The organism is Parafilimonas sp., from assembly GCF_047606085.1.
Taxonomy (GTDB): Bacteria; Bacteroidota; Bacteroidia; order Chitinophagales; family Chitinophagaceae; genus Parafilimonas.
This window is the reverse complement of sequence record NZ_JASGEX010000192.1, coordinates 26026-42551: the sequence shown is the minus strand read 5'-3', so window position 1 is coordinate 42551 and position 16526 is coordinate 26026. Positions and strand designations below refer to the sequence as shown.

The 16526-nt window shown below is 41.9% G+C and carries 17 protein-coding genes; 10 read left to right on the top strand and 7 right to left on the bottom strand.

Going from position 1 to position 16526, the window contains the following annotated elements:
* Positions 1 to 223: 223 nt before the first annotated feature.
* From QM629_RS17270 to QM629_RS17260, 3 genes are all read right to left on the bottom strand, one after another.
* Entirely contained in the window at positions 224 to 394 is a 171-nt protein-coding gene (locus QM629_RS17270) for a hypothetical protein (protein WP_415161139.1), read from the bottom strand.
* Positions 395 to 586: 192 nt separating this feature from the next.
* Positions 587 to 1024, bottom strand: a complete 438-nt coding sequence (locus QM629_RS17265) for a type I restriction enzyme HsdR N-terminal domain-containing protein (protein ID WP_415161138.1) — start codon at positions 1022 to 1024, stop codon at positions 587 to 589.
* A 39-nt stretch (positions 1025 to 1063) separates the two neighbouring features.
* On the bottom strand, positions 1064 to 4741 hold the full coding sequence (locus QM629_RS17260; RefSeq protein WP_415161137.1) for a TraB/GumN family protein: 3678 nt from the start codon (positions 4739 to 4741) through the stop codon (positions 1064 to 1066).
* 202 nt (positions 4742 to 4943) lie between these two features.
* Here QM629_RS17260 and QM629_RS17255 point away from each other — a divergent pair, with 202 nt between their 5' ends.
* From QM629_RS17255 to QM629_RS17225, 7 genes are all read left to right on the top strand, one after another.
* Complete coding sequence (locus QM629_RS17255) at positions 4944 to 6002, top strand: agmatinase family protein (RefSeq protein WP_415161136.1); 1059 nt, start codon at positions 4944 to 4946, stop codon at positions 6000 to 6002.
* Positions 5989 to 6555, top strand: coding sequence for a hypothetical protein (locus QM629_RS17250; RefSeq protein WP_415161135.1), 567 nt, complete (start codon positions 5989 to 5991; stop codon positions 6553 to 6555). Before QM629_RS17255 ends, QM629_RS17250 begins: the two co-directional genes overlap by 14 nt.
* A 21-nt stretch (positions 6556 to 6576) precedes the next feature.
* Positions 6577 to 7878, top strand: coding sequence for a radical SAM protein (locus QM629_RS17245; protein WP_415161134.1), 1302 nt, complete (start codon positions 6577 to 6579; stop codon positions 7876 to 7878).
* A gap of 100 nt (positions 7879 to 7978) precedes the next feature.
* Entirely contained in the window at positions 7979 to 8485 is a 507-nt protein-coding gene (locus tag QM629_RS17240; RefSeq protein WP_415161133.1) for a DinB family protein, read from the top strand.
* Positions 8486 to 8516: 31 nt separating this feature from the next.
* Entirely contained in the window at positions 8517 to 9068 is a 552-nt protein-coding gene (locus QM629_RS17235; RefSeq protein ID WP_415161132.1) for a DUF1599 domain-containing protein, read from the top strand.
* A 19-nt stretch (positions 9069 to 9087) separates the two neighbouring features.
* Complete coding sequence (locus QM629_RS17230) at positions 9088 to 10212, top strand: BT_3928 family protein (RefSeq protein WP_415161131.1); 1125 nt, start codon at positions 9088 to 9090, stop codon at positions 10210 to 10212.
* An 87-nt stretch (positions 10213 to 10299) separates the two neighbouring features.
* Positions 10300 to 11037 carry a DUF6089 family protein gene (locus QM629_RS17225; RefSeq protein WP_415161130.1) on the top strand — a complete coding sequence of 246 codons (738 nt, stop codon included), beginning with the start codon at positions 10300 to 10302 and terminating at the stop codon, positions 11035 to 11037.
* Between the two features lie 27 nt (positions 11038 to 11064).
* Here the strand turns inward: QM629_RS17225 and QM629_RS17220 are convergent, their stop codons facing one another.
* The 4 genes from QM629_RS17220 to QM629_RS17205 are packed head-to-tail and all read right to left on the bottom strand — an operon-like array spanning position 11065 to position 14337.
* A complete protein-coding gene (locus tag QM629_RS17220; RefSeq protein WP_415161129.1) occupies positions 11065 to 11763 on the bottom strand; it encodes an SIP domain-containing protein in 699 nt (232 codons plus the stop codon).
* A 59-nt stretch (positions 11764 to 11822) separates the two neighbouring features.
* Positions 11823 to 12680: a helix-turn-helix domain-containing protein gene (locus tag QM629_RS17215; RefSeq protein WP_415161128.1), complete on the bottom strand. Its 858-nt coding sequence runs from the start codon at positions 12678 to 12680 to the stop codon at positions 11823 to 11825.
* Positions 12681 to 12720: 40 nt separating this feature from the next.
* Positions 12721 to 13683: a zinc-binding dehydrogenase gene (locus QM629_RS17210; RefSeq protein ID WP_415161127.1), complete on the bottom strand. Its 963-nt coding sequence runs from the start codon at positions 13681 to 13683 to the stop codon at positions 12721 to 12723.
* 57 nt (positions 13684 to 13740) lie between these two features.
* Positions 13741 to 14337: a Crp/Fnr family transcriptional regulator gene (locus QM629_RS17205; RefSeq protein ID WP_415161126.1), complete on the bottom strand. Its 597-nt coding sequence runs from the start codon at positions 14335 to 14337 to the stop codon at positions 13741 to 13743.
* Positions 14338 to 14587: 250 nt separating this feature from the next.
* On the opposite strand from QM629_RS17205, the gene rpsJ reads away from it, so the two are divergent.
* The 3 genes from rpsJ to rplD all read left to right on the top strand — a co-directional run bounded on the left by rpsJ (position 14588) and on the right by rplD (position 16503).
* The gene (gene rpsJ / locus QM629_RS17200; protein WP_090655123.1) at positions 14588 to 14893 is read left to right on the top strand and encodes a 30S ribosomal protein S10; all 306 of its coding nucleotides are present in this window, start codon (positions 14588 to 14590) and stop codon (positions 14891 to 14893) included.
* A 333-nt stretch (positions 14894 to 15226) separates the two neighbouring features.
* The gene (gene rplC / locus QM629_RS17195; RefSeq protein WP_415161125.1) at positions 15227 to 15844 is read left to right on the top strand and encodes a 50S ribosomal protein L3; all 618 of its coding nucleotides are present in this window, start codon (positions 15227 to 15229) and stop codon (positions 15842 to 15844) included.
* Between the two features lie 14 nt (positions 15845 to 15858).
* On the top strand, positions 15859 to 16503 hold the full coding sequence (gene rplD / locus QM629_RS17190) for a 50S ribosomal protein L4 (protein ID WP_415161124.1): 645 nt from the start codon (positions 15859 to 15861) through the stop codon (positions 16501 to 16503).
* Positions 16504 to 16526 lie beyond the last annotated feature (23 nt).

The following is a 16526-nucleotide window of genomic DNA, read 5'->3' as shown; positions in this document are numbered from 1 at the left end:
TGCCCCCGACGCGTTGGGGGCATGACGTGCCAGTGGTTATGTTTTATGCTTGCCTTACTTAATGTAAGGCTGGCAATAAGAATAGATTTGTACTTTGGCAAATCAATGATTGCACATTTTTATCCAGAGAGGAGTATAAGCTAGTGTTAAGTTAAGCTTGATTTGTCAATGATGAGTGGTAAATATTACTCTAAATATGCAGTATTCATCACAAAATTAAACGTCATATTTTGCTTAACATGACAATAGCAAAGTTTAACTGCCTGCTGATGAAAGCCGGCAGATAGTTTTTAAAGTAGGCTGCCGCAATATTTTTATTGGATAAAATGCTGCGGATAAAATTGTCGTGTATGGAAGCATCGCCGTTCATAAGATCACGCTGTCGAATGGGCATTTAGTAGTTGATGATGATAGCAAATAGATTACCTAAGGAGGATGAAGATAATTATTTTCCCGAGCCAAACTTTACTTGGGTGTACTACAAATACTGCTGAGCATAGAGTAGTAGCCGCATGCAGAGAATATTGCCTGTTTTTAAAAGAATGCATAGGCAGCTCGCAATTAACATTATCCTCTTTGCAACTGGCTAAAAATATAACCCCGGCAAATCTGAAAGCTCATAAAAAGAATGGCCGGTAATGGCATAACAAAAACTTTTATTGCCGTTTGTTATAACAAAATAACTGATGGCAAGCGCCATATTGTAACGCATTACCTGTTCAATCACTTTTGCATCTATAACTGTGTTGCTTTCCTTGCACTCAACAATAAGCCAGGGATTGTTTTTGTTATACACAACAATGTCGTAGCGTTTGGCAAGCTCGCCCACCTTTATAATTTTCTCTACAGATATGAGCGAAGCCGGGTATTTTTTTACCTGCATTAAATATTGAAGAAAGTTTTGCCGCACCCATTCTTCGGGTGTTAGGGCCACCCAGCGGCGGCGCACTTCATCAAAAATGGAATGCCTGTTCTTTTCTTTTTTTATACGGAAATTATGTTCAGGAAAATGTATGGTTAACATAAAGTCAGCGGCAACTTATGAGAATGTTATGAAGCTGTTTTAATAATTGTCAAAGCTGCCATACATGTTCCTGCTGTTTTCATAAAAATGCCTGGCGCTTTTATGTTGTAATAATAATAATCTTGATAACTGATTGTTAAACTGTTCTGCAGCCGGTTTGGCGGCAATCAGTTTTTCATTGGTTAAAGATGTTAATGCATTATCTGTGCCTGCCTCATTCACATTTTCCGGTTGCGGGCCGCTTAAACCAATTTCCCAGTCATCATCTTCCTGCAGTTTGTATTTAAAGAAATATACATAACCCTTTTTGCCTGTAAGGTTCACGGGCGTTTTGCCTTCAGGCTGAATATCGAAGAATTTTGTTTTTTCCGAATCGCCGCATAATACCGAACGGGCCATTAAATCCTGCCGTTTATATGGTGAAGGAAACATACCGGCCCGGCCAGCTTCTTCCAGGGCTTGAAATAAATTGCTGCGGTAATTATCCTTTGCTGCAATATTAAGCAGTATGCTGTCAGGCACCGGTTTATTATTTTTTATCAGCAGTACGGCCGTTTCCAATTGAACAGATGTATCCCTCGATTGCAATAAGCGGTTGAAGAATTTGGGCAATGCAGCCACTGTATCATAAAAAGGCAATAGCAGTGTAGCATACGCATGTATGTCAGTGGGTTCATAATCATTATCAGCGTATATGTTTTTTGCCGGCGTATCATCATCGGCGCTTTGCTGCGACTGCTGCTCCAGCATTTTTTCTTCCGTATTCTGCTGTTTCTTCATTTCAATCTTTGCATCAAAATATATTTTACTAAAGTAATCCTTATAATCTTTAGCCTGTATATAGCCGCTGTCGAGCAGTTCTGATAACAAGGCAATAACCGGCGCCTTGTAATCTTCAATGGTTGTTAGCTGCAGTATTTCAGGAAACAATGTGCGGGTGAGCTGCAACGAGTCTTCAAAATCTTCGAAGAAATCCCCGTAGTCATCATAATCATCAAATAATGGCGGGTCCTGCAGCAACAGGCTTTTTAAAGCAGTGTATGAGGATGTTGTTTTAATATGCTGCAAAGCTTTCAGCACTTCGTTCTGGAAGTAGGCTGTATCGGCTGTTTTTTTATAAATATCTTCAAGCGCCTGTACGATCCTGTCTTTACAGCAGGAATCATTTATATAACCCAATTCAGCAATAAATTTTTGTTTCATTTCAAAATAATCTTCTTCGCCATAGCTAAGCGTATTAATGAAATGCACCACTTTGTCAATATTGTCAGCGCTATAATACACATTGCCTATAGCATTCCTTGCGCGTGCTTTGGTAAGCGAATCCCGGCTGTACAGGTCTTCAAAAAATGTATTTGTTTTATCGGTATAAATTGACGTTTGGTTTTTATTGATTGCTGTAAACGTGGAAAAGAAATTTTTGATAAAACTGCTTTCTGCTCCTGAACTATCCACGATCGCATATAAATTGTACAGCCTGTTATTGCTTAAAATTTTATAGTTAATGATCTGCCTCACTGTATTTGTATCGCGCCAGTATAGCTGATAACCCTGGCAGGAATCGCAGGGCGCAAAAGCCGTTTTTTTATATAAGCAAGCATCTTCGTCATTACCGGGCATTAATTGTTTTTTCCAATAGGTTGCGGAATCTTTTACGTGGTAATACTTTGGATATTCATACATGCTTACCAAAACAGATTCACCCGTTGAATCATCTTTAAACATAGCATACCTGCTCCTTGGCCAATAACTTTCGCCCTGTATCCTGGCTAAAAGGCTGGCATCATTTAGTACGCTGTACATAAGGCTTACGAGTGAGGAATCCAGTACCGGTTTTACCGGGGTTTGCACGGTAAAATCAAGCAGGGTATCTGTATAAGCTGTTGCAGTATTGTATTGATAATTATTAAAGCCAAACGAATTAAAAAAAACCGTATCCACGTTATTTTTCCTGCGGCTTGTTTGGATAAGCAAATAATAATCCGGGCCTTTTAAAACGGCTTCCGCGTTTATGTAATTGCCGTTCCTGCAGGCAAACTGCATTTTTAATGCATGATAGCCATCAACATGCGCAAAATTTCTTGACAGTTCTTTGTCAATTATATCAGAAGATTTAATGCTCCGCTCTACCAGGCTGAGGTCAAAGCTGTCTTCTTCCATAAAGCTTATATTGGTTACTGTTTTTTTGTAAACTGTGTAGGCATTGCCCGTTGCGCTGTCAAAAGCTTCAAACTGCCATTTGCTTATGTTGTCTGCATCGTAAGCATTATTGCTTATGTAGGGAAACTGCGGAAATTTTATGTGAAAGCCTGCTGATGGCGAGGTAAAAACAGGTTGTGAAGCCTGGGTACGGTTAAAACTTATCGAACTGAAAAAAGTTTCCGCTTCCGTGCTGTTTACATAATCGTCGTTGCCGCTCATTTTAAAAACAAGTATTTCAAATGGGGTTACGAAGATATTGTAGCGCTGCAGGTCGCCCCTTCTTGTTCTGTTAATAATATCAAAACCGTTTATACCGTTTCGTTTTATTGCTTTTTTGCTGATGATGCGGCCCGGGATATTTTCGTACAGCAGGCTGTCTGTCTTTTGCAAAACAGCGGCCGCATTCTGGTTAAGCAGGCCTGCATGTGTGTGCACACGGGTAAGCATATAGTAAGCCCCGTTATCCATATCGGCATATTGCCAGTTATCGTTTATGGTTTTGTACGTTTGAGGCATTTTATACAAAGGCCCGGGCGTCTTTACCGAAATAAACCCGTCATCGGTTGTAAAGAATTTAAAGTTTACCGGCACTTTCATTTTTTCAACGGTATCCTTGGCGGTTGCATCCCTGTCCTGCATGTAAACCGGCCGCAGCCTGTAACCTTTTGCCCGCAGCAGCTCTATAACGCCATTAGCGCCGGGCAGATGGGCAGCGCCCACACCGGCGAACAGGCTGTGTTTTTTAATTAACGTATCTATTGAATTGGCCTGTATTTTATTGCGCTCGTATAAAAATTTATTAATGTAAGCAGTTGAATTAAAAGAAATATGTTCAAGCGAATCCAGCAGGTCCAGGTTGCCCCGGCGATAGGCCTCCTGTATTTTTTTATCCATATCCGGCGCGGCATTTCGATTGTTGGAAGATGACCGTTTCATTTTTTCCTTTGCCATAGCGGCATACGCCTCAAACAATATTTTCTGTGTTTGATAATAGTCTTCAACGCCGCCGGCCAGCTTGCCGTATTTTCTCCCGGTTTGATAGATATACAGATCGAGGTAAGTGTTTTCCTCGTAATCCTGCTGCACGGAAAATGTACGGTAAAGCAGGCTGTTTATTTGCTGAGGGTCTGCGGTAAGCGCAGGTTTTAATTTATCGTAATAATCATTTATCTCAAACGATGATTCTGTGATGTATTGTGTGGTATTGTCTTTATAAAAATGCTCAATCTCTTCCTGCGCCGCATTCATCCTTACCATATCTTTTTGCCAGCATTCCGGGTTTAATTCCAGCGCCACCATATCGGTGCTTTGAATAGCGTTATAAAAAGAATCGCTCAGGTGAAAGGCGATCTTATTGCTTACATGCATGGTACCAAACAGGTAAGAAGGCTTTTTTAAGCCATTACCGGTTATTTCCCAAAAAAGGGAAGGATATTTTACGGTGTTTAAAGTTTGGGCGAAAGCGCTGTTAAAGAACAGGATCAGCAGAGCGATCAGCATGCGGTTTCTCAACATTTCAGGCAAAAATTTCAAGCATGCAAATTAAAGTTTTGAAATGAGATTGTTGTTGAATAATTATGCCTGCGGTTCATCAACCTGCTTAACCCTTGAGCCCTGCAACCCCGTGAGCTAATTAACTGCCATGGCTTTTTGTTAAAAAGCATTAGCCGCTGTTTTAAAAATAGCAATTATCTTGCACAACTTTTCAGCAAGCATTATGATTGATCTTTCAAAGTTTGACGTAAACGAAGTGGCTAACCGCAATAACAATATATTCGGTTTGCCTTTTTCTGAAGAAGATGCCCGGGTAGTGATATTACCCGTGCCCTGGGAGGTAACGGTAAGCTGTAATGCAGGCACAGCAAGGGCTATAGAGCATATCTTTAAAACCAGCACGCAGATTGATCTCTTCGATCCTAATATGCGGCGCGGGTGGAAAAAAGGCTTTTATATGCGTGAGCCCGATAAAAAAATCCTGATGAAGAGCGATTACCTGCGCAAGGAAGCGGAGCTCTATATTGATTTTATTGCGCATGGCCAGGACATAAATAATAATAAGTTTATGTTAAAAAGCCTGAAGGAAATAAATGAAGGCAGTGAAATGCTGAATAACTGGGTATATGAGCAAACGAAAGATTTGCTAAACCGGGGTAAACTTGTAGGGCTGCTTGGCGGCGATCACAGCGTATCGCTGGGCTATTTTAAAGCGCTGGCCGAGAAATATGAAAGCTTTGGTGTATTGCAGATTGATGCACATTGCGACCTGCGCAAGGCTTATGAGAAGTTCAACTACTCGCATGCCAGTATTATGTATAACGCCTTAAATGAAGTGCCCGCCATTGAAAGGCTGGTACAGGCCGGCGTGCGGGACTATTGCGAGGCGGAATGGAATTACATCTGCAACAGCAATTATAAAGTGGTAACGTATTTTGACCAGCAGGTGAAGGAACGTTTTTTTGGCGGTGAGAACTGGAAGATTATTGCCGATGAAATGATACAATACCTGCCGGATAATGTGTATTTCAGTTTTGATATTGACGGGCTCGATCCCAAACTTTGCCCCAATACAGGCACGCCCGTTCCCGGCGGATTTCAAAGCGATGAGGTTTTATACCTGCTGCGGAAGATAATTGAAAGCGGAAAAAAACTGATAGGTTTTGACCTGGTTGAAGTGGGCGTGGGCGAAACCAATTACGATGCGGTTGTGGCGTCCCGCCTGTTGTGGAAGATCTGTAATTTATTTGTGAAAAGCAATTGCACCGATGAGCCGGAATAGGGAATACGATTTTGTGATCACGCTCAGGCATCCCAATTACAAAGTGTATAATGTAATAACGGTATTGATGTGCGTGCTTGCAATTGCGGCGGAAGTATTCGCGTTGCTGCATACCCCGTTCTTTAGTTACAACTGGATTAATATTGTGCTGATGGCGGTTATTGTAATCAACTTTATGCTTTCGGTTTTCAATCAGTCAGAAAATGTAATTACGTTTAAATGGGCCTTGTATGCAGCCGCTTTTTTGTGGCTGATGTATCCGCTTCACCTGCCCTGGATAGCTGTATTGTTTATTGTGGCCGCCCTGCTTGAGCGGCAGATTAAGTTTCCGCAGGAAATAGGTTTTAGCAAAGAAGCCATCACGTTCAATACTTTTCCTTTTAAAAATTATTCGTGGCAGCAGGTAAAAAATGCTATGCTGAAAGATAACATGCTTACGCTCGATTTCAATAATAACAGGATCATTCAGAAAGAAACAGAAAGCAATGTCCCGGCCGAAATGGAAAGGGAATTTAATGAATTTTGCAAACAGCAAATAGCCCGCAGCTTGTAGCCTGCGCCTATCAAAATTACCATGCTTCATCAGTCTCCATACATATTATATTCAGACGGTAAAGGCAATATATTTGAAGATACCAGCCTGTATGCGGTTGGCCGTGCCGGCTGGGACGCTTTTCCCATAGAAAGAGAAGACTGGATCGAACTGCCCGATGGCGGCAGTTTATATGAATTGCCCGGTCGTCGCGGCATTGGCATTGACGTGCATACCGGCAATATGCGCCTGTGCGAAAAAGGATGGGCCGTAGCCGCATTCATTCCGCCGGCGCATACGGGTTTGTTTATTGCCGCGTATGAAACCCTGCCCGGCGCACCCACGCTGCCCTTGTTTTGTTATACAGCAGCCGGTTGGTTAAACAATAAGTTTTATGTGCCTGCTGTAAGGATCGAGGAAGATATCCGCCAGGAATGTGCCGGTTATAATGATACAAAAATTCAAAGCGGCGCAGCCTGGCTGCTGGAACATTACCCGCATAACCGTTTGGTGAAACATTTAATGCAGAATTGTTGTTTAACCTATCATTGCCCGGCGGCGCGGAATTTATCGCTGGGAAGATGGGAATGCCCGGTTCCTTCATCGCCTGCATGCAATGCCAATTGCATCGGCTGCATTTCTTTTCAGCCTGAAGAAGAAACCATTGTTTCCACGCAGGACAGGCTTGCATTTAAGCCAACTGCGGAGGAGATTGCAGAGTTCACCGTTCCGCATTTATTAAAGGCGCCTTACCCTTTGGTTAGCTTCGGGCAGGGCTGCGAAGGCGAGCCGCTGCTGATGTGGGAAACAATACGCGAATCTATTCTTGAAATAAGAAAGCATACGGATCGCGGCAGCATCAACATGAATACAAATGGCTCCAGGCCCAATGCCGTACGGGCTTTATGCGAAGCCGGCCTGAACAGTATTCGTGTGAGCATGAACAGTGCGCAAAGCCATATTTACACGGTGTATTACAGGCCGAATAATTATGTGTTTGAAGACCTGATTGAATCTTTAAAAATTATGCGCAGCTATAATGGCTGGACAAGCATTAACTATTTTGTTTTTCCCGGCATGACGGATACGGTTGAAGAATATGAAGCTTTGCGGAAGCTGATTGTTGATACGGATTTGTGTATGATACAATGGCGCAATTTCAATATTGACCCGGACTGGTACCTGGGCAAGATTGGTATAACAGAAACGGGCGAAATGCTTGGCATAAAACAATTGATGGAATTATTAAAAGAAGAATTCCCGCATTTGAAATTCGGTTATTACAATCCTCCCATAGAAAGAATTAAGGGCAACTATGAAAAAGACTTTGCCCATTTTGCATAACGGGCGCCATCCTTATCGCACAAATAAATCTTATACAAACATTAGTGCATTCCTGCCTTTTTATTTTCTACTTTAGCTGCCCGTGAAATAACAGTATTATATGGCAATGAATACAGCCTTGCTTGGAGAATTAAAACATGAAGCTGCCAATACAAAAAAGATGCTGGCGCGTGTTCCTGCTGATAAGTTATACTGGCGGCCGCATGAAAAATCTTCCACGCTTGGAAAGCTTGCAAAACATATCGCGGAATTGCCAATGTGGTTTGAACGGATTTTAAATGCTGATGAATTTAATTTTGCCACAGCAACATTGAACCGCGAACCGCCTGCAGGCACAGAAGAAATTTTACAATTGTTTGATGAAAGGCTGAATGCTGCAATAACCGCGTTGGAAAATGTAACGGATGAAAACCTCAACAGCATCTGGGTTTTTTGGCGCGGTGAACAGATCATGTTTCAAATGCCCAAAAAAGTAGCAGTGAGAACCATGGCAATGAACCATCTGTATCATCATCGCGGCCAGTTAAGCGTTTACCTGCGCCTGCTTAATGTGCCGGTGCCCGGCATGTACGGCCCTTCGGCAGATGAAGCCGCAGTGTTTGGCTAATATTTTTTAAAATCAACTTCACTATACCATAATGACAAATACAGAAAGCCAGTTTGATAAAGTAATAGAGCGTTGCAAAGAAATCTTCCTGAAAAAAACAAAAGACTATGGTACAGCCTGGCGCGTGCTGCGCATCATTTCGGTGGTTGACCAGATATTTATTAAAGCCCTGCGCATAAGAAATATACAAGGCCTGGCTGCGCGTAAAGTGGAAGATGATGTGCAAAGCGAATTCGCTGGCATAATTAATTATGCGGTTATTGGCTTAATTCAATTAAAGCTGAATGATCCTGTTGTGGAAGAGCTTTCCGTAAAACAGGCAAGTGATTTGTACGATGAAGCTGTGCATACCGCAAGGCATACTTTGCTGAATAAGAACCATGATTACAGCGAAGCCTGGCGCGAAATGAGCCAGGAAAGCTATGTTGATTTGATATTGATGAAATTACTGCGGGTGCGGCAAATATTGAATAATGATGGTAAAACATTGATAAGTGAAGGCATTGACGCGAACTATGTTGATATAATTAATTACGCTGTTTTTGCTTTGATAATGATTGATGAAGGGAAACACAAAAGTTGAATGTTTAAAGTTTAAGGTGATGGCTGCATACAAAAAAAATATATTGTTGGTAATACGCTGGTTTGTTGGCCTGCTGTTTATTTTCAGCGGGCTGGTAAAGGCAAATGATCCTTTGGGGTTAAGTTATAAAATGCAGGAGTTTTTCGAAGTCTGGAACATGTATTTTTTTAATGATTACACGCTCAGCTTTTCGCTCATCATGAACGTGTTTGAAGTGCTGGCCGGTGTTGCCGTTATCATTGGATGGCACATGCGCCTGTTTAGCTGGCTGTTATTATTGCTCATCATCTTCTTCAGTTTTCTTACCGGCTATGCTTTGTTTTCAGGCAAAATAAAAACCTGCGGCTGCTTTGGCGATTGCCTGCCGTTAACGCCTGCACAATCCTTCACAAAAGACCTTATTCTATTGTTACTGATACTTGTATTATTCGTTAACAGGAAAAAAATACTGTCATCGGTAAAACCTGTTGTTGCGGTTTGCTTATTAATATTCTGTATTGCTGTTATAAGCGAGTTGCAGGCTTATGTAATGAAGCATTTGCCGGTGGTGGATTGCCTGCCTTATAAGAAAGGCAATAATTTAGTACAGCAAATGCAGCCGCCGCCAAATGCGGTGCCCGATAGTATTGTAATGGTATTCAGGTATAAAAAGAACGGCGAAGTGAAAGAATATACGGCGGAGACCTTGCCGGCCGATCTTGATTCAACTTACGAGTTCATTAACCGCGTTGATAAGGTGATAAGAAAGGGGAATGCCACGCCGCCTATTGCAGATTTCGCTTTGTTTACTTTAGGAGGAACGGATACAACAAAAGATATTTTACAATCCGGCAGCAAATACGTGATGCTGTTTGCCAAAGACTTCAGCACATTTGATGCATGGATGAATGATGACTTTAAAAAGTATATGCAGCAACTCCAGCGGCAGCAAATACATTTTTATATTATTACAGCCGATAAGCAGGGCGCTGAAAAGGTAACCGGAGGCCTTCCGGCAGATTTTTTATTATGCGATGGAACCGTTATTAAAACAGCAGCCCGCGTAAACCCCACTTATTTTGTAATGCATGGCGCAGATGTAATAGATAAATTCAGCTATGCAGATTTACCGGAAAGATTGCATGATGATGATAGTAAGCAATAGCGGGCCCTGTTAATAACATCAAAAAAATCACAGCCAGATAAGAATCCCGGAATTTGTTTCGTTTAGCAGTGTATAAAATTGCTAAGTATGAAGCGGGTATTCTCATCCCTATTGTTTTTTTATATGTCGGCCACATCGCTGAAAGCACAGGTGCTGCATGGAAAAAATGAAATAGGCATAAGTGGCGGTGTAATGGTGTATGAAGGCGACCTGGCGCCGGCTTTGGGATCATATAAAACACCCAAACCTGCCTTTAGCATGTATTACAACCGCCTTTTAAATAATTATTTCTCCGTGCGGGGAACGGTTGGCATCGGTGGCCTGCGCAGCGATGAATCCATGTACCCTTCAAAAGCATACAGGCTTAAACGCAATTTTGATTTTAGCTCATCCGTAAAAGAAATATCAGGTATGGTGATCTTTAATATATTCGGCGATAATGCCAAAACGAGCGGCATTAAGCTCTCGCCATATATTTTTACCGGCATTGGTGTAAGTTTTTTGAATATAAAACGTAACTGGAGCAATATGAACGTGGATGATTTCCATTCCGGTTCAGCCGTGTTGCAGGGGCTGGCTATTGATACAGTACATGCATTGCCATCATCTGCCCCGTTCATCCCGCTGGGATTGGGCATAAAATATCCTATTGGGCATAATTTATCTTTATCGGCAGAAGGATCTTACAGGTTTCTTTTTACTGATTATTTAGATGGGTTTAGTTATTCCGCCGGCCCGGGCAGAAAAGATGGCTATTACACGCTTTCAATCGGTCTTACCTATAATTTTGGAAAGAATAAACTGAATTGCCCAACGGTTAAATGACGGGATTGCCTGGTGGGCTTCTGCTGATTAATGCCAAAATCCCTGGGCCTTTATCTGGTTTGCCGCAAATCCTTTTTCTTTTAAAGCATTTCTTAATTGCACAACAAGCCGGGCATTGCCTGCTATATAAAAAGTGCAATCATTATGTACGTTCAATTTTTCAGTCCATGCTTTTAGCGCAGCATAGTTGTTTGTTGCATAAGGCAATGCATCGAGCGAAAGTTTTTTGCAATAGGCTTTAAACTGCTGTAGGTGCTCATCCTGCTTAAATACAATGGCGCCGCTTATGGATGTGGCATCATTTGCCAGTTGCTGCAAGGCATTAAAATGGCCAATGGCTGTTTCATCCCCCAGCATAACGAGATGTTTGCCGGTTTCAGGACTGTGCTTTGCGCTTTCAATGTGCAGGTAATAAAAATCATCTTCTCTTTGCAGTGTTTTTACCCACCGGCTGCCTTCGCCGTCATGCAACGCATCAATAAATAAGGTGCAGGTTTTTGTTTCTGCATCCCACCAGCATGGTGAATAATCGCGGAAACTGAAAGCGCCAACCCGGCAGCTTATCTTTTGTGTTTTATTCCATTGCTGCATATCCGGTTGCGGCAAATGCAGGTCCACTTCAAATATCGTTGCCGGTTTCCAGGCACGCACATCCAGCACCCTGCCTTTCTTTATAAATATATTTTCAACAAATGATATTTTTTGTTTCTGAGCTGTTGTAATCATATTGCAAAGCAACTTCATGCGCTGCAACCAAAACAGCACAATTAACGGGCTTTATAGTACTAATGGCTGAATTGCCTGCGAAAGGAGAGCGGTGTTAACCCTGTTGTTTTTTTAAATAATCTCGTGAAATACACTACATCTTCGTAGCCGAGCGTGTAAGCAGTTTCTTTTACAGAAAGGGGCGAGTGGTATAACAATCTTCGCGCTTCCAGCATTATTTCCTGCTGAATATGAAAGGATACAGAAAAACCGGTTGAAGCTTTAACTGTATCGTTCAGATGCTTAACAGAAATATGCAGCGCTTTTGCATAATCAGAAGGTTTTTTCAATTGCCTGAATGATTGCTGCAATAATGTTTTAAACTGCTGCACGATGAGCGCAGGGCGCTTTTCAATTGTGCCTGCATTGTTAACAGATTGTATTTTACAGGCGATGAGCGCCAGCATATTCTGCAGTGTAACGTGCATGACAAATGCGTGAATGGGTTTGGTATGATGATCTTTTTTTGCGATCAGTATCTGCAGCAAAGCACTTAATTCCCGGAACAATATATCATCTTCAGGTAAAACAGTTTGTTTATAAAAATAAGATTGCAGGACAGGGATAAGTTCAGATGCAACCAGCAGCGGGTCAAAAGAAATGGTTACGGTTTTTCCTTTATTTATTTCCAGTACCTGGTGCACCTGCCCTGGTAATATTAAGGCTACAGCGCTTCCGGCAACTTCAAATTGTTTAAAATCAACCAATGCTTTAAAGCAGCCATCAAACATCATAATGAGGAGGTAATGTTCATCCCTGTGCGGCAAATGAATATCGTGGCCGGCTTTATTTATTTCGCCGGAACTGTTTATAAGAATGCCTGACCGCGCTGTTTCGGGGAGATGAAAATTTGGAATAGGTTCTTTTGAACGTTTCACTTGGTAAATTTAAGCCCATAAACTTTTGTCAATTTCCGTTTTACGGAACTATTACCAAACGTTTGCCTGCAAGCTCTGTACGTTGCCATGCTTCACTGATATTTTTCAGAGCAACTTTTTCAATATCCATGTATAATTTTTTTTCTTTTATCAGTTGCCAGATGACATTAATTTCTTCCATAAGCGCTTCGTTTGAAATTTTTCCAACGCCCATCATTTCCAAACCCGAGGTGCGGAAGGCTGAGCCCGGTATGGATATATGCGGGCCGGCTTTTTCGCCTGTCTGTATATAGCGTATCCGGCGTTTGGCAAATCCTGCTTCCTTCGGAATAAATGTATTGATGAGCATTTCTGCAGGATGGCCCCATAAAAAATCAATCACCACATCATAGCCGTTATCGCCGCCTGCGGCAGTAATGTTTTCAGAAAGTTTTTCATCATCCTGCATTAAGCTGATCGTTTCATCTGCGCCGAGCGTTTTTAAAAGTGTAAGTGAAGCTTGATTTCTGCCGGAGACAACAATTTTTCCTGCACCTAAAATTTTGGCTATTTGCACGGCAATTCTTCCCGAAACACCTGTAGCGCCATTTACAAATACGGTTTCGCCCGGTTGTAATCTGGCAGCATATTTTAACGGCAATAATGAGGTGAGTGCAGATGGAAGGATGGCTGCCGCGTCTGCTGCATCAATGCCTTCCGGTATGAGAAAAGCATAACCTGCCGCCGCCTTTTCCGCAAAAGCGCCATAAGGAGGTTTAACAGCGCCAAACGCCACCATATCTCCGTTTTCTGTAATACCAACGCCGTCATTGCCAACTATTGCCGGGAATTTTGGGAACAAAGTTTTGCTTGAATAATGCGTATCGGCCGAAGTGCCTTTATCAAAATTTTCCAGCACAGCTGCGTTTACCTGTACCAGTTTTTCATTGCCGCCCGTAACCGGATCCGGAAAATCTGCATATTGCGGTATTTCGCCAAAACCATTAATTACTGCCGCTTTCATAATTCTTTGTTTTAAATCAAAGTTGATGCAGCATTAGCCGTTAAGCGATAACATTTGTTAAGAACTGCTGCTGCTTTTTTTATTTTCCTTAAGCAGTTTATTTCGGATGCGGCTTAAATGCACTGATGTAACACCCAGGTAAGAGGCTATATAATGTTGAGGCACACGCTGAACTACCTGCGGCTTTTGCTGTAATAAATTCAGGTAGCGTTGCCGCGGTGTATCGCGAATAAAGGATAAAAATTCACGCACATAATATAATTGCCGCTCAAAAATTATTTCGGTCATTTCTTTTAAAAAAGCAGCATCTGTATTTAATTCCTGCATAATGCTTTCATAATCCTTTTTATGCATTATATGTATAACGGAAGGCTCGATGGCCTCGATGGTAAAAATGCTCGGGATATTCCTGCGAAAGCTTTCAGCCGATGAAACGCCCTGACCTTCAAAAAAGAACTGGAAGGTTAAATCTTTGCCGTTATTGTTAATCCAGGCACGCAGGCAACCTTTTTCCACAAAGAAAAACCGCCTGGAGATTTCTCCTTCCCTTAGCAGGATAGTTCTTGCGGGCACTTCAATTCTTTCATATAATGCTGCAAATTGCTGCAGTTTGTTTTTAAGATGGGGAAGCCTTGCTTCCAAATAGTCTAACATGGTTTTTATAATATTGGTTTGACAAACTTAATTATTTGATACGGCGCTTCCGGGGAAATTCGCAGAGAGCTAAAGTGGCAGAATGGCTTGCAGAAGCGCTAATGACCGATTTTTGTTTTTCAGAATGAGCAATCCTTCAGTTTCGCAATATCCTTAACAAAAATTATCAAAAAAACTTCCCTAAAAGCTTGTGACATATCTGTGAGATACCTACCTTTGCGCTCCCAATTTGAAAAAATTGGTTTTGATTATGTCTCAGAGAATAAGAATAAAATTGAAATCTTACGATCATAACCTGGTTGATAAATCAGCCGAGAAGATCGTGAAAACAGTACGTGGCACAGGCGCCGTAGTAACAGGCCCGATTCCTCTTCCCACACACACGAGGATTTTCACTGTACTCCGTTCTCCCCACGTAAACAAGAAAAGCCGGGAGCAATTCCAGCTCGCTACGCACAAGCGTTTATTGGACATCTATACTTCTTCATCAAGAACGGTAGATGCGCTCAGCAAGCTCGATCTTCCTTCAGGCGTAGAAGTTGAGATCAAGGCGTAAAATGTCTGAGCCTGAATTTTTAGGATTCAGGGATTATCGGATAAAAAGTTCTTATAAATAATATCATCTCTCAATCAATCGAAAGTTTGAAAAAAGAGCTCTGAAAAAAATGAAATATCTGAAAGGAGTTTGGCTTAATCCTGAAAATCAGGAAAATCTCCAAAATCCAGGTTCAGACAACATATAAACAAGCCCTTCGAGGTTTGCTTACTTCCGGTACTTCTCTCCCGATGTAAAATCGGGAAACAAAAGAAAAGGTCGGTAGCTAAACAGAGGATCGATGCCGATACATCGGCAGTCCTCATAACCAATGCGGGGCTAAAACCGCAAACAATGAAAGGAATTATTGGTAAAAAAATCGGGATGACCAGCATCTTCACCCCGGATGGCAGGCAAACAGCCTGTACCATTATTGAAGCTGGCCCCTGCGTGGTAACCCAGGTTAAAACAAAAGAAACCGATGGGTACGCTTCTCTCCAGTTGGCATTTGGCGATAAAAATGAAAAACACTCCATCAAGGCCGAGACCAACCACTTTGCAAAAGCAAGCACTGCTCCTAAAAAATTCGTAAAAGAATTCCGCGATTACAATATTGAAAAAGCTTTAGGCGAAACTGTTACTATCGACATTTTTACTGAAGGTGAAAAAGTTGATGTTGTGGGTACAACAAAAGGTAAGGGTTTCCAGGGTGTTGTAAAACGCCACGGTTTTGGTGGTGTTGGACAGCAGTCTCACGGCCAGCACGACCGCCAGAGGGCTCCCGGTTCTATCGGTAACTCTTCTGATGCTTCACGTGTATTTAAAGGTGTGCGCATGGCCGGCAGAATGGGCGGCGACCGCGTAAAGCTGAAAGGTTTGAAAGTGGTAAAACTGTTTCCTGAAAAGAATTATATTCTTGTCAGTGGTTCTGTACCGGGTCATAACGGCTCTATTGTACTAATTCAGAAATAATTCAATCAAAAGAAATGCAAGTTGACGTTTTAAATATAAAAGGAGAAAAAACAGGCAGAACACTTGAATTACCTGATGATGTATTTGGCATTGAGCCAAACGATCATGTGATTTACCTGGCTGTTAAACAATACCAGGCTGCTCAGCGCCAGGGTACGCATAAGGTAAAAACCCGTGCAGAAGTACATGGTGCCAGCCGCAAGCTTCACCGCCAGAAAGGTACCGGCGGTTCAAGAAAAGGTAACATCCGTAACCCTTTATATAAGGGTGGCGGTACCATCTTTGGCCCTAAGCCGCATAGCTACGATTTTAAGCTGAACAAGAAAGTGAAAGACCTGGCTAAGGTGAGCGCTTTATCTTACAAAACAAAAAATAATGGTTTATTGGTTGTTGAAGATGTAAAGCTGGATGCGCCTAAAACAAAGCAGGTGGCTGACGCTTTGAAAAGCTGGAACCTCGACGGCAAGAAAACCTTGTTTGTAACAGACGAACTGAACGACAACCTTTATTTAAGCCTTCGCAATATTGATACGGTATTAAGCTGTGCATTAACAGATTTGAATACGTATGATATTTTAAATGCAGATGCGCTGGTATTAACAGAAGCAGCCGCAAAAATATTTGTTGACGAAACAGAGGTGGCAGAAGAAAAAGCATAATTGAATAACATTTCAATAAAAGA